13 protein-coding genes are annotated in these 13,636 nt (G+C 72.5%); 10 read left to right on the top strand and 3 right to left on the bottom strand.

From position 1 onward, the window contains the following. Nucleotides 1–60: 60 nt before the first annotated feature. The 10 genes from ACFQSB_RS02250 (at nt 61) to dapB (ending at nt 10,702) form a co-directional block, all read left to right on the top strand. Nucleotides 61–360: a DUF503 domain-containing protein gene (locus tag ACFQSB_RS02250; RefSeq protein WP_354835253.1), complete on the top strand. Its 300-nt coding sequence runs from the start codon at nt 61–63 to the stop codon at nt 358–360. Between the two features lie 68 nt (nt 361–428). Further along, nucleotides 429–929: a 30S ribosome-binding factor RbfA gene (gene rbfA, locus ACFQSB_RS02245; RefSeq protein ID WP_354835449.1), complete on the top strand. Its 501-nt coding sequence runs from the start codon at nt 429–431 to the stop codon at nt 927–929. Continuing rightward, nucleotides 929–1,951 carry a DHH family phosphoesterase gene (locus ACFQSB_RS02240; RefSeq protein ID WP_380823970.1) on the top strand — a complete coding sequence of 341 codons (1,023 nt, stop codon included), beginning with the start codon at nt 929–931 and terminating at the stop codon, nt 1,949–1,951. Before rbfA ends, ACFQSB_RS02240 begins: the two co-directional genes overlap by 1 nt. Nucleotides 1,952–2,005: 54 nt before the next feature. Further along, nucleotides 2,006–2,989: a tRNA pseudouridine(55) synthase TruB gene (gene truB, locus ACFQSB_RS02235; protein ID WP_380823969.1), complete on the top strand. Its 984-nt coding sequence runs from the start codon at nt 2,006–2,008 to the stop codon at nt 2,987–2,989. Nucleotides 2,990–2,997: 8 nt separating this feature from the next. Then, nucleotides 2,998–4,107: a pyridoxal-phosphate dependent enzyme gene (locus tag ACFQSB_RS02230; protein WP_380823968.1), complete on the top strand. Its 1,110-nt coding sequence runs from the start codon at nt 2,998–3,000 to the stop codon at nt 4,105–4,107. 225 nt (nt 4,108–4,332) lie between these two features. After that, nucleotides 4,333–5,286, top strand: coding sequence for a bifunctional riboflavin kinase/FAD synthetase (locus tag ACFQSB_RS02225; RefSeq protein ID WP_354835245.1), 954 nt, complete (start codon nt 4,333–4,335; stop codon nt 5,284–5,286). Nucleotides 5,287–5,525: 239 nt separating this feature from the next. Then, nucleotides 5,526–5,795, top strand: coding sequence for a 30S ribosomal protein S15 (rpsO, locus tag ACFQSB_RS02220; RefSeq protein ID WP_354835243.1), 270 nt, complete (start codon nt 5,526–5,528; stop codon nt 5,793–5,795). Nucleotides 5,796–6,199: 404 nt separating this feature from the next. Beyond that, complete coding sequence (locus ACFQSB_RS02215; RefSeq protein ID WP_380823967.1) at nt 6,200–8,536, top strand: polyribonucleotide nucleotidyltransferase; 2,337 nt, start codon at nt 6,200–6,202, stop codon at nt 8,534–8,536. Continuing rightward, nucleotides 8,533–9,843, top strand: a complete 1,311-nt coding sequence (locus tag ACFQSB_RS02210; RefSeq protein WP_380823966.1) for a M16 family metallopeptidase — start codon at nt 8,533–8,535, stop codon at nt 9,841–9,843. The genes ACFQSB_RS02215 and ACFQSB_RS02210 overlap by 4 nt, the downstream gene beginning before the upstream one ends. A gap of 121 nt (nt 9,844–9,964) precedes the next feature. Continuing rightward, nucleotides 9,965–10,702, top strand: coding sequence for a 4-hydroxy-tetrahydrodipicolinate reductase (gene dapB, locus ACFQSB_RS02205; protein ID WP_380823965.1), 738 nt, complete (start codon nt 9,965–9,967; stop codon nt 10,700–10,702). Between the two features lie 145 nt (nt 10,703–10,847). Here the strand turns inward: dapB and ACFQSB_RS02200 are convergent, their stop codons facing one another. From ACFQSB_RS02200 to ACFQSB_RS02190, 3 genes are all read right to left on the bottom strand, one after another. Further along, nucleotides 10,848–11,717 carry a 1,4-dihydroxy-2-naphthoate polyprenyltransferase gene (locus tag ACFQSB_RS02200; RefSeq protein WP_354835235.1) on the bottom strand — a complete coding sequence of 290 codons (870 nt, stop codon included), beginning with the start codon at nt 11,715–11,717 and terminating at the stop codon, nt 10,848–10,850. A 245-nt stretch (nt 11,718–11,962) separates the two neighbouring features. Beyond that, on the bottom strand, nt 11,963–12,547 hold the full coding sequence (locus ACFQSB_RS02195) for a GNAT family N-acetyltransferase (protein ID WP_354915580.1): 585 nt from the start codon (nt 12,545–12,547) through the stop codon (nt 11,963–11,965). Nucleotides 12,548–12,700: 153 nt separating this feature from the next. Then, the gene (locus ACFQSB_RS02190) at nt 12,701–13,627 is read right to left on the bottom strand and encodes a CGNR zinc finger domain-containing protein (RefSeq protein ID WP_380823964.1); all 927 of its coding nucleotides are present in this window, start codon (nt 13,625–13,627) and stop codon (nt 12,701–12,703) included. Between the last annotated feature and the right edge of the window lie 9 nt (nt 13,628–13,636).

The following is a 13,636-nucleotide window of genomic DNA, read 5'->3' as shown; positions in this document are numbered from 1 at the left end:
GTGGGTCTCGGCCCACGGACACCCCCGGCGTTCCATCTCCCCGCACCCGCGGCGACAGCCATGTACATAGGTGCTCTGACCCTGGACATCCTGCTCGGCGACGTGCACTCGCTGAAGCAGAAGCGCTCAGTGGTGCGTCCTTTGATCGCCGAGGTGCGCCGCCGGTTCCCGGCGGTCGCGGTGGCCGAGACCGGCCATCTCGACCTGCACCGGCGCACCGAGATCGGCGTCGCCGTGGTGTCGGCGACGGCCGGCAACTGCGGTGAGGTGCTCGACGCGTGCGAGCGGCTGGTGGCGTTTCATCCGGAGATCGAGCTGCTGTCCGCCAAGCGGCGGCTGTTCAACGAGGACGAAGATTAGGGGCCCGCGGGAAGTCTCCATTCCCGCGGGCCGTTAAGCGATTAAAGCGAGTAAAGAGGGGGAGCGCGATCGTGGACGCAGCACGCGCCCGCAAACTTGCGGACCGCATTCAGCAGGTCGTCGCCGAGATGCTGGAGCGGCGGATCAAGGATCCCCGCCTCGGCTTCGTGACGGTGACCGACACCCGCATCACCGCCGACCTCCGTGACGCGACGGTGTTCTACACCGTGTTCGGCTCCGAGGCCGAGCGCGCCGACACCGCCGCGGCCCTGGAAAGCGCGAAGGGGATCATCCGTGCGGAGGTCGGCCGCCAGACCGGCGTGCGGTTCACCCCGACCCTGACCTTCAGCCACGACCCTCTGCCCGACAGCGCCCGCCACCTCGACGAGCTGCTCGCCGAGGCCAGGGCCCGGGACGAGGAGATCGCCAAGCGCGCGCAGGGCGCCGTGCACGCCGGCGAGCCCGACCCCTACCGCAAGCCGGGCGACGAAGAGAGCCCGGACGGCCAGGAGCCGCCAGTGGGGGTGGAGGCAGAGTCGCACGACCGGGCGGGGCGTTCGGCCCAGTGATGCCCAGCACGCACACCGGCGATCCCGTGCCCGCGGTGCGGGAGGAGGACTGGCGTCGGGCCGTCGCCCTCATCTCAGGCGCGCGCGAGGTGGCGCTGATCTGCCACGTGAGCCCTGACGGCGACGCCCTGGGCTCCATGCTCGGCTTCGGCATGGCGCTGCGGCGGGCGGGCAAGCGGGTGGTGGCCTCCTTCGGCGACCGCCGGTTCGCCGTGCCGCGCCTGCTGCGCTTCCTCCCCGGCCAGGACCTTCTGGTGGAGCCGGCGGCCTACCCCGCCGAGCCCGACCTGATGATCAGCTTCGACGTCCCCACCATCGACCGGCTCGGCCTGCTCGCCCCCCACGCGGGCAAGGCCGCCGAACTGATCGTCATCGACCACCACCCCTCCAACACCGGGTTCGGCAGCGTCCCCATCGTCGACCCCCGTGCCGCCTCGACGTCCATGCTGGTCGAGGAGCTGATGGCCCGGCTCGGCTACGAGCTCGACCGCGACGTCGCCACCTGCCTCTACACCGGCCTGGTCACCGACACCGGCTCCTTCAAGCACTCCTCCACCACGCCGGCCGCGCACGAGATGGCGGCGCGGCTGGTGGCGACGGGCCTGCGCACCGACGAGATCGCCCGCGAGCTGTGGGACCGTTCCCCGTTCTGCTACCTCAAGCTCCTCGGCACGGTCCTCGGCCGCGTCCGGCTCGACCAGGACGCCGCCGCGGGCGCCGGCATGGTGTGGACCTACGTGTCCCGCGTCGACCGGGCCGCCTACTGCCTGCCCTACGAGGAGGTCGAGGGCATCATCGACGTCATCCGCCGCACCGACGAGCCCGACGTCGCCGTCGTGCTCAAGGAGGACGACGACGGGGCCTGGCAGGTCTCCACCCGGTCCAAGGGAGGGGTGGACGTCGGCCGTGCCTGCACGGCCCTGGGAGGCGGCGGCCACGTCCGGGCGGCGGGCTTCACCTCCCACGACACCCCCGAGGAGACCATCGCCAAGCTGTGCGCGCTCCTCGGCCCGAAGAGCTGAGCGGCGCCCCGCCCGTTCCCTTCCACCCGCAGACGAGACATCGAGGATGTGCCGATGAGTACGGCCGGCAGCGAGCCGAGCCCCCTGGCGGGCGGCGAGCCCAGCACCCTGACGGCCGGTGAGCCGGGTGCCCCGCCCGCCAGAGGGGCGCGCGAGAAGCGTCCGGCGCCGCCCAGCGGGCTGGTCATCGTGGACAAGCCGGCCGGCTGGACCTCCCACGACGTCGTGGGCCGGATGCGGCGCCTGGCCGGCACCCGCCGCGTCGGCCACGCGGGCACCCTGGACCCGATGGCCACCGGGGTGCTGGTGGTGGGCGTCGAGAAGGCCACCCGGCTGCTCGGCCACCTCGCGCTCACCGAGAAGGGCTATGACGCCACGATCCGGCTCGGGGTCACCACCAACACCGACGACGCCGAGGGCGAGGTCCTGGCCGAGGTCGCGGCGGGCCAGGTGACCGACGAGGCGATCCACGCCGTCGTCGCCGCGCTCACCGGGCCGATAGAGCAGGTCCCGCCGCAGGTCAGCGCGATCAAGGTGAACGGCGAGCGCGCCTACAAGCGCGCCAGGGCCGGTGAGGAGGTCGAGCTGCGGGCCCGCCCGGTGACCGTCCACGCCTTCGAGATCACCGCCGTGCGGCGCGAGGGCGACGCGGTCGAGGTGGACGCCTCGGTGCGGTGCACCAGCGGCACCTACATCCGTTCGCTGGCCCGCGACCTCGGCGCCGGGCTCGGCGTCGGCGGTCACCTGACCCGCCTGCGCCGCACCCGCGTCGGCCCCTACGACCTGTCGGTGGCGCGCACCCTGGACGAGCTCGCGCATGACTGCGTGATCCTGCCGATGGCCGAGGCGGTCGCGGCGGCGTTCCCGCGCATGGACGTCTCGGCCGAGGACGCCCGGCTCATCGGCCACGGCGGCCGGCTCGCCTCGGCGGGTCTGGGAAGCGGCCCGATCGGCGTTTTCGGCCCGGACGGCGCCCTTCTCGCCCTGGTCGAGGAGCGCGGCCGCTCGGTCAAGCCTCTCGCCGTCTTCGTCCCCTGAGGTGCCCCTTGACGCGTGATCTGCCGGACTACGTGTGCGCCTGCGGGCGTTCCAGCGTTCCCTCGGCCGGCCGGTGGCGGTGCGACTGCGGAGGAACGCTGGACCTCGCGCCCGTCCCGCTCGCCTGGAACCCCCGCGCCGGCGACCACTCCCTGTGGCGTTACCGGGACGCCATCGCCGTGCCCGGCCGGGAGCTGAGCCTGGGCGAGGGCATGACGCCGCTGGTCGACGCCGCCCTCGACGGCGAGCCCGGCGTGCGGCTGAAGCTCGAGTACGCCTCGCCGACCGGTTCGTTCAAGGACCGCGGGGCGGTCATGCTGGTGGCGCTCGCCCGCCTGCTCGGCGCCGACCGGCTGGTCGCCGACAGCAGCGGCAACGCGGGCACGGCCGTGGCGGCGTACGCGGCCCGCGCGGGCGTCCCGGCCGAGATCTTCGTGCCGGCCGGCACCAGCGAGAAGAAGCTCCACCAGATCAGAGGGCACGGCGCCCGGGTGACCGTGGTGGAGGGGACCCGCGAGGACACCGCCCGCGCCGCCGCCGGCCACGTGGAACGCACCGGAGCCTTCTACGCCAGCCACGTGTACAACCCCTACTTCTACGAGGGCACCAAGACCTACGCCTTCGAGCTGTTCGAGCAGCTCGGCGGGAGGGTCCCCGACACGGTGGTCCTTCCGGCGGGCAACGGCACGCTGGTGATCGGCGCCCACCTCGGGTTCGCCGCCCTGCGCGAGGCGGGCCTCTCCGGCCGGGTGCCGCGCATCGTCGCCGTGCAGGCCGAGCGGTGCGCGCCGGTCGCCGCGGCGTTCGCCGCCGGGCGCGCCGAGGTGGCGCCGGTGGCCGCCGGGCCGACGGTGGCCGAGGGCATCGCCATCGCGGCGCCCGCCCGCGGCGCGCGCATCCTCGCGGCCGTCCGCGACACCGGCGGCGCCGTGGTCACCGTGTCCGAGCAGGAGGTCGCCGGCTCGCACGCCGCCCTGGCCGCCCGGGGGCTGTGGGTGGAGCCCACGGCGGCGGTGGCGTACGCGGCGGTGCGCCGGTTGCGCGCCGAGGGCTCGCCCTACGCCGAAGGGGAGGTCGTGGCGCCGTTGTGCGGCTCGGGGCTCAAGGCGTCCCTCTGAGCCCGTCCGGCGCGCACGATGCCCGGCCGCGCGGTGCCGCAGACCCTGGACCGGCGCCCGCACCCGGCCGTCGGGGTGCCCGCACCCGGTCGTCGCGGCGTCCGCGAGCCGGGGCCGTCGCCCGGCGGGCCCGCCGCTGGGCTACCCTCGTCCCCGTGCGGGGAAATGCCCTCCGCGCATGGCAGGCTTGGATGAGCGCGACCATCACCAAGGAACGAGGTCGAGGTGCAGGGCTGGCACGGACTCGACGACGTGCCCGGAGACTGGGGCAGGTCCGTCATCACGATCGGGGTGTTCGACGGTGTGCACCAAGGTCATCAGCGCATGGTCGAACGTGCCGTCGCCATGGCGGCCGACCTGGGGGCCGCCTCCGTGGCGATCACGTTCGACCCCCATCCGGACGAGGTGGTCAGGCCGGGCACCCACCCGCCCCGGCTGAGCACGGCGCGGCACCGCATCGAACTGCTGGGCGCGCTCGGCGTGGACGCCGTGTGCGTGCTGCCGTTCACGCTGGAGTTCTCGCAGATGAGCCCGGACGAATTCGTCCAGGCGGTGCTCGTCGACCGCCTGCACGCCGCCGGGGTCGTCGTGGGGGAGAACTTCCGCTTCGGCCACAAGGCCGCGGGCGACATCGAGACGCTCCGCCAGCTCGGTGAGAAGTACGACTTCGTGGCCGAAGGGGTTCCGCTGGTGAGCAACGGCGAGGCGATCTCCTCCAGCATGATCCGTGAGCTGCTCGCCTCGGGCGACGTCGAGGGCGCCGCGGTGGCGCTCGGCCGGCCGCACCGCGTCGAGGGCGTCGTCGTGCGCGGCCACCAGCGCGGCAGGGCGCTGCTCGGCTTCCCGACGGCCAACGTCGAGTCGCCCTCGTTCACCGCCATCCCGGCCGACGGCGTCTACGCGGGGTGGCTCGAGTGCACCCAGTCGCCCTCCCCGTACGAGGGCGAACGGTGGCCGGCGGCGATCTCCATCGGCACCAACCCGACCTTCGAGGGCGTCGAGCGCACCGTCGAGGCCTACGCCCTCGACCGCGACGACCTCGACCTGTACGGGGCGCACGTGGTGGTCGACTTCACGGCCCGGCTGCGCGACACGCTGAAGTTCGACTCCATCGACGCGCTGATCGACCAGATGCGCCACGACGTCGACCAGGCGCGCCGGCTGCTCACCGGCCCCTGACCCGCGCGCCGCGCCGCGCCGCGACCCGGGCGCGGCCCGGCGCCGCGGCCGGCCGTCCGCGCCCTGTTCGCGGGCCTGTTCGCGCATTGAACGCGCCGGTCTCGCGGCGATGGTAGCCTGACGTGTCGGCTCGGTCGCGGCTTCGCGCTGCCCGCCGACCTGTTACGGCGACTGTAGGCACACACGGTCGTGCGTAGTTCCGAATCTGAGGTGTGCCCGTAGACAGTTGAAGGAGAGCCGTGTCGCTCGACACCGCCGCCAAGAAGACGATCATCGACGAGTACGGGACCGGAGACGGTGACACCGGGTCCCCCGAGGTGCAGATCGCGCTGCTCAGCAAGCGCATCAGCGAGCTCACCGAGCACCTCAAGACCCACAAGCACGACCACCACAGCCGCCGGGGGCTCCTGCTGCTGGTCGGCCGGCGCCGGCGCCTGCTCAAGTACCTCATGAGCAAGGACATCACGCGCTACCGCACCCTGATCGAGCGGCTCGGCCTGCGCCGATAGTCTGGGAGGGAGCGGCTCCGCGCCGCTCCCTCTCTCATATCAGGGCAAAGGCCGCCTGATATGGAGAAACGGGTCGGCGCGTCCCGTGCGACGGGCGCCGTTTCCGAGCACACTGGCCTGACGAGACAACTGAACAGCCGAGAAAGTGCCCCGCGTCCGCACAGCACAGCAACGCGCGTCCCGTGACGCCTGCGGGCCGGTCCTCGGTAGTGGCTTCCGGATGCCGACGGCGAATGCGCCGCGCAGTCCGGGTGCTTCGATCGAAGACCGGCGCTGCACATGACGGGGAGCCGGCATAACGGAGCCAGGCACGAGCCCGCCGACCGCGACGAGAAACCGGTCGGCCCGGCGAGTGCCTGAGTGCGCGACAACACGGACGCGGGCGACCGAAGAGGAGGTCCCCCGTGGAGGGTGTCCACAGCACGGAAGCCGTGATCGACAACGGCTCGTTCGGCACGCGTACCATCCGGTTCGAGACCGGGCGGCTCGCGCGCCAGGCGGCGGGAAGCGCCGTCGTCTTCCTTGACGACGACACGATGGTCCTGTCCGCCACCACCGCGTCCAAGCATCCGAAGGAGAGCCTGGACTTCTTCCCGCTCACCGTCGACGTCGAGGAGCGGATGTACGCCGCGGGCCGCATCCCCGGCTCGTTCTTCCGCCGTGAGGGGCGGCCGTCCGAGGACGCCATCCTCACCTGCCGCCTGATCGACCGCCCGCTGCGCCCGTCCTTCGTCAAGGGCCTGCGCAACGAGGTTCAGGTCGTGGCGACGATCATGGCCCTCAACCCCGACCACCTGTACGACGTGGTGGCGATCAACGCGGCCAGCCTGTCCACCCAGCTCGCCGGGCTGCCGTTCTCCGGCCCGATCGGCGGCGTGCGCGTCGCGCTGATCAGCGGCCAGTGGGTGGCCTTCCCGACCCACTCCGAGCTGGAGGGCGCGACCTTCGACATGGTCGTCGCCGGCCGGGTGCTCGAGGACGGCGACGTCGCGATCATGATGGTCGAGGCCGAGTCCACCCGCGACACCCTCAAGCTGGTCGCCGACGGCGCGGTCGCCCCGAACGAGGAGACCGTCGCCGCGGGCCTGGAGGCCGCCAAGCCCTTCATCAAGGTGCTCTGCGAGGCGCAGGCGAAGATCGCCCAGGTCGCCGCCAAGGAGACCGCGCAGTTCCCGATCTTCCTGGACTACCAGGAGGACGCCTACGAGGCCGTCGCCGGGGCCGTCAAGAGCGAGCTGGCCTCCGCGCTGACCATCGCGGGCAAGAAGGAGCGCGAGACCGAGCTCGACCGGGTCAAGACCCTTGCCCTGGAGAAGGTCGGCTCCGACTTCGAGGGCCGCGAGAAGGAGATCTCCGCCGCCTTCCGCTCGCTGACCAAGAAGCTCATGCGCGAGCGGGTCATCAGCGAGGGCGTCCGCATCGACGGCCGCGGCACCAAGGACATCCGCCAGCTCAGCGCCGAGGTCCACGTGGTCCCGCGGGTCCACGGCTCGGCCCTGTTCGAGCGCGGCGAGACCCAGATCATGGGCATCACCACGCTGAACATGCTGCGCATGGAGCAGATGATCGACACGCTCAACCCCGAGCGCACCAAGCGGTACATGCACAACTACAACTTCCCGCCGTACTCCACCGGTGAGACCGGCCGCGTGGGTTCGCCCAAGCGCCGCGAGATCGGCCACGGCGCGCTCGCCGAGCGGGCGCTGCTGCCGGTGCTGCCCACGCGCGAGGAGTTCCCGTACGCCATCCGCCAGGTGTCGGAGGCGCTCGGCTCCAACGGCTCGACCAGCATGGGCTCGGTCTGCGCCTCGACCATGGCCCTGCTGGACGCGGGCGTCCCGCTGAAGGAGATGGTCGCGGGCATCGCCATGGGCCTCATCGGCGAGGGCGACCAGTACGTCACCCTGACCGACATCCTCGGTGCCGAGGACGCCATGGGCGACATGGACTTCAAGGTCGCCGGCACCCGTGAGCTCATCACGGCCCTGCAGCTCGACACCAAGCTCGACGGCATCCCGGCCTCGGTGCTGGCCGGCGCGCTCAAGCAGGCCAGGGCGGCGCGGCTGGCGATCCTCGACGTGATGCAGGAGGCGATCGACTCCCCGGCGGAGATGAACCCGACCGCGCCGCGCATCATCACCATCAAGGTCCCGGTCGACAAGATCGGCGAGGTCATCGGCCCCAAGGGCAAGATGATCAACCAGATCCAGGACGACACCGGCGCCGAGATCACCATCGAGGACGACGGCACGATCTACATCGGGGCGACCGACGGCCCGTCGGCCGAGGCCGCGCGGACGACGATCAACTCGATCGCCAACCCGCACATGCCCGAGATCGGCGAGCGCTACCTGGGCACGGTCGTCAAGATCGCCGCCTTCGGCGCGTTCATCAGCCTGATGCCCGGCAAGGACGGCCTGCTGCACGTCTCGCAGATCCGCAAGCTGCACGGCGGCAAGCGCATCGAGAACGTCGAGGACGTCATGAACGTCGGCGACAAGGTCCAGGTGGAGATCGCCGAGATCGACTCGCGCGGCAAGCTGTCCCTGGTGCCGGTGGAGGTCATCGAGAAGGAGGCCGCGGCCAAGGCCGAGAGCGGCGGGGACGCCGATGACGCCCCGCACGCCGACGCCGAGCCGCGCGAGGACCGTCCGGAGCGCGGTGAGCGTTCCGAGCGCTCCGGCGGCGACCGGCCGCGCCGTTCCCGCACCCGAGGCGGACGGGACGACCGCAACTCGTGACGACCACCACTCTGCACCCCGGCAAGGACGGCGCCGGAGTCGTCCGGCGCACCGTCCTCCCAGGTGGGCTCCGGGTGGTGACCGAGACCATGCCGACCGTGCGATCCGTCGCGGTCGGCATGTGGGTCGGCATCGGCTCGCGTGACGAGGCCCCCGAGCACACGGGGGCCACCCACTTCCTCGAGCACCTGCTGTTCAAGGGCACTCCCACCCGCGACGCGCTGGAGATCTCCGCGGCGATCGAGGGCATCGGCGGCGAGATCAACGCCTTCACCGCCAAGGAGTACACCTGCTACTACGCGCGGGTGCTCGACGAGGATCTCCCGCTGGCCATCGACGTGCTCGCCGACGTGGTGACCTCCTCCCTGGTCACCGCCGAGGACGTCGAGTCCGAGCGCGGGGTGATCCTGGAGGAGATCGCCATGCACGACGACGACCCCTCGGACGTCGTGCACGAGCAGTTCTCCGCCGAGCTGTACGGCGACACCCCCATCGGGCGGCCCATCCTCGGCTCGGTCGAGTCGATCAACGAGCTGTCGCGCGACCGCATCGCCGAGTACTACCAGAGCTACTACCGGCCCCCGCACACCGTCGTGTCGGTGTGCGGCAACATCACCCACGAGCGCGTGGTCGAGCTGGTGGCCGCGGCCTACCAGCGGGCGGGCGCCCTTGGCGGCTCGGCCGAGCCGGCCGCCCCGCGCCTGTCCGGCCCGGGAGCCGCGCCCCGCGCGGGCGTCCGGGTCGTCGACCGGCCGACCGAGCAGGCCAACCTGGTCCTGGGCACCACCGCCTACGCGCGCACCGACGACCGCCGCTTCGCCCTGGGCGTCCTGAACGCCGCCCTGGGCGGGGGCATGTCGTCGCGGCTGTTCCAGGAGATCCGCGAGAAGCGCGGGCTGGCCTACTCGGCCTACAGCTACACCGCGCAGTACGCCGACACCGGCCAGTTCGGCATCTACGTCGGCTGCCTGCCCGGCAAGGCCGACGACGTGCTGAAGATCTGCCGCGAGGAGATCGCCCGCGTCGTCGCCGAGAGCTTCACCGAGGAGGAGCTCCAGCGGGGCAAGGGCCAGATGCGCGGCGGCCTCGTCCTCGGCCTGGAGGACACCGGATCGCGCATGTCCCGCATCGGCAAGAGCGAGCTGGTGTACGACACGCTGATGCCGGTGGACGAGGTGCTCGCCCGCATCGAGGCGGTCACCCCCGACCAGGTCGACGCGGTGGCCAAGGAGATTTTGACCCAGCCCCTCACCCTGGCCGTCATCGGCCCCTACGGCGACAAGGACTTCAGCTCCTTCATCGCCTGACCCGCCGCCACACCCCGAGGATGCCCCGCCCGCGAAAGCCGGCGGGGCATCCTCGCCGTCTTCGCCGCCCTCCAGTGGTCTCCGGAATGGCGCGGTGGTGGTGGCGGTACGCTTGGGGCTCGTGATCAGGGTTGGGGTTCTGGGCGCCCGTGGGCGCGTCGGCGTGGAAGTCTGCAAGGCCGTGCACGCGGCCGACGACATGGAGCTGGTGGCGGCGGTCGACGCCGGCGACGACATCGAGGTGCTGTCCGCCGCCGAGGTGGTCGTCGACTTCACCCATCCCGACGTGGTCATGGACAACCTCAGATGGTGCGTCGAGCACGGCGTCCACCCCGTGGTCGGCACCACCGGCTTCGACGCCGAACGGTTGGCGACCGTCCGGGGCTGGCTGGAGGCCAACCCCGGGGTCAACGCGCTGATCGCCCCCAACTTCGGCATCGCCGCCGTGCTGATGATGCACTTCGCCCAGCAGGCCGCGCGCTACTTCGACTCCGTCGAGATCGTCGAACTGCACCACCCGAACAAGGCCGACGCCCCCTCCGGCACGGCCCGTCGCACGGCCGAGCTGGTGGCCGCCGCCCGCCGCGAAGCCGGTCTCGGCGCCATGCCCGACGCCACCACCGCCGAGCTCCCCGGGGCGCGCGGCGCCGACGTCGAGGGAGTGCGCGTGCACGGGATCCGCCTGGCCGGTCTGATCGCCCACCAGGAGGTCCTGCTCGGTGGCGATGGCGAGATCCTGACGATCCGCCACGACACCATGAACCGCTCGTCGTTCACCCCGGGCGTCCTGCTCGGCGTCCGCCGCGTCCGTGACCTGCCCGGCCTCACCGTCGGCCTGGAGCACCTGCTCGACCTGTGACCGTCCGGCGTGCCGGGCCCCCGGCAAGCAGCTCTTGGCGGCGGCCGTGAGACCGGCCTGGCGGCGTCCCCAGGCACCACAGAGCGGCATTCAGCCCTCGGGGCGGGATTGCTACCTATAACGGGTCATACGCCGTCCTAGCCGCTTACAGCGCGAGCCCGATCGTGAACAGAAGGCCGAAGGCGAGCTGCAGGCGCCCGGTCTGCTGCAGCGTGGCGATCAGGGCCGGCCCCGTCGCACCGTCCCGCACCGCCCGCACCGGCATCAGCGCCAGGGGCAGCGCGAGCACGGTGAGCGCCGTGAAGGGGCGTGCGAATGCCAGGGCCAGCGCGACGGCGAAGGGCAGCAGCAGGCAGCCGGCGTACAGCGTGCGGGTGCGCGCGTCGCCGAGCACGACGGCGAGCGTGCGCTTGCCGGCCGGGCCGTCGGTGGCGATGTCGCGCAGGTTGTTGACCACCAGAAGCGCGCAGGCCAGCAGCCCCACCGGCACGGCCGCCACGACCGCGAGCCAGGGCAGGGACTCAAGCTGGACGTAGGTCGTGCCGGCGACCGCCACCAGGCCGAAGAAGACGAAGACCGAGATCTCGCCGAAGGCCCGGTAGCCGTACGGGCGCGAGCCTCCGGTGTAGAACCACGCGGCGGCGATCGCCAGCGCCCCGACGGCGAGCAGCCACCAGGCGCCGGTCGCGACGACCAGCGCGAGCCCGGCCACGGCGGCGGCCAGGAAGCATCCCAGCGCGGCGAGCAGCACCGAGCGAGGGGCGGCGACGCGGGAGCCGACCAGCCGCAGCGGCCCGACGCGCTGCTCGTCGGTGCCGCGCACGCCGTCGCTGTAGTCGTTGGCGTAGTTGACGCCTACCTGCAGGACCAGCGCGACGAACAGGGCGAGCAGCGCCCGCCACCAGACCGCTCCGCCGTAGGAGATGGCCACCCCCGTGCCGACGGCGACGGGGACCACCGCGGCGGGGAGGGTGCGGGGCCGTGCCCCCGCGAGCCACTGAGCGGGTGTCGCCAACGTCGCCTCTTCCACGAGTCCGGTCCTGCGCGGCCTGGCCTCCACGGTGGTACGCGCGCCGGAGCCGCCCAGGAAAGTGCCTATGCAGGGTAAATCATGATGACTCCATGACCAGCGCCGGGGTGCCGACCACACCACATCCCACCGCGCCGCCGAACCACCGGCCCGCTGCCGCACGCTTCGGCGGGGTGCGCGGGGAGGAGTGGATGCCGGTCGGAACGGAGGCGCCGGCTGGGGCGGATCGGTCAGCCGATGTCGGTGGTCATGCGGATCATGCGCACCGCGCGATCCATCTCCAGGATGCGCTCGGCTTCGTCGGGGCCCCAGCCGGCCGAGGACAGGAAGTCGAGCATCGCCTTGTCCTCGGCGAAGACCCAGGTGACGACCGTGGTGAAGCCGTCCTCGCGGAGGTGGTCCACGGTGGCGTTCAGCAGCCTGCTGCCGTGCCCGCGGCGGGTGTGGTCGGGGTCGACGAGCAGCGTGAGCAGCTCGGCGGTGGTCGCCGGATCGAGGTCGGGATCCTCGGCGGGCCCGTGGGAGGCCAGCCCGACCACGCGCTGCCCGCCGGGCTCGGCGTGCCCCTCGGCGAGGGAGGTCAGCGGGTCGTCGGTCTCGACGGCGACCAGCACGCGGTGGCGCGGAGAGGGAGGCGAGACCACGGCCTCCTCCCATTGGCGGTTCCAGATCTCCTGGGACGCCGGGCCGGTCATCTGCTCCAGCGGCCCCTCGGGCAGGACGTCGCGGTAGGCCGCCTTCCACGCCCGGATCTGGGTGCCAGTCACCGCCGGGACGTCCTCGCGCCGCGCCGCGCGCACCCCAACGTCAGCCATCGGGCCGCCCCCTTCTCCTCCGGTTTCCAACACCGTATCGGGACCCGCACCCGCCGGTGACCCGTGGGCCTCGGCGAACGCGGCGGGATGGCTTCGCCTGGGACCCCTGCCTGCGGGTGACCCGTGGGTTTCGGCGGACCGCGGCGGGAAGGCTCAGGAGGGGAGAGGGTCGTGCCGGCGGCGTCTGGCGCGGTAGGCGCGGGTCTTGGTGCGGTTGCCGCAGACCCGCATGGAGCACCACGAACGCGAGCGGTTCTTGGAGGCGTCGATGAACGCCCACTGGCAGGAATCCTCGGCGCAGACCTTCAGGCGCGGCCAGCCGCCCTCGGCATGCGCCCGCAGGATGGCCGCGGCGAGCATCCCGACGCCTCGGGCCGCGCCGGCGCCCAGCGGCTCGGCGACGGGAACCCGCCCCGCGCCGATCCTGACCCGCAGAGGAAGCGCCGCCAGCGCCCCCTCCAATTGGCCACGCATCGCGTCAGGCCCGACTGGCGTTTCGCTCAGGTGGGCCGCTGCGCCGAGGTCATCCGCCGCGTCGGGGTCGTCTGCCGCGTCGGGGTCGGCGGTTGGGCCAGGGGTGGCGGTCGCGCCGGGGGCCACGGTTGCGCCGAGGTCTTCCGTCGGGCCGAGATCTCCGGTCATGCCAGGATCTCCGGTCGGACCGGGGGCGGCGGTCGGACCGGGGTCGGGGGTTGCGCCGTAGTTTGTGGTCGGGCTGAGGGCGCCCGTCGCGTCCGGTTCGGCGGGCGGGTGGAGGTCGCTCCACGCCGGGTCCGGTTCGGCGGGCGGGTGGAGGTCGTTCCGTGCCGGTGCCGGTTCGGCGGGTGCAGGGTTCTGCGCGGTGTCCTGCCGGGCGGGGCGCGGATGTCCGGAGGGGCGCTGGCGCAGGGCCGTGCGCAGCCCTTCGCGCAGGGCGATCGCGAGCGCCCAGTCATCGTCCACCGCGCGGTCGGTCGCGGAGATGAGGCCGCGCTCGCGCAGCCAGACGGCCAGCTCGGCGGGGGAGGCCAGTTCGTCTGTGTCCGCTTCGGCGTCGTAGGTGTTCATGAAGTCGCGGAGCAGCTCGACGGGCCCGTCCATGCGACCACT

Origin of the sequence: Sphaerisporangium rhizosphaerae (assembly GCF_042665155.1) — a bacterium.
GTDB lineage: Bacteria > Actinomycetota > Actinomycetes > Streptosporangiales > Streptosporangiaceae > Sphaerisporangium > Sphaerisporangium rhizosphaerae.
This window is presented reverse-complemented; position numbering and strand designations above follow the sequence as displayed.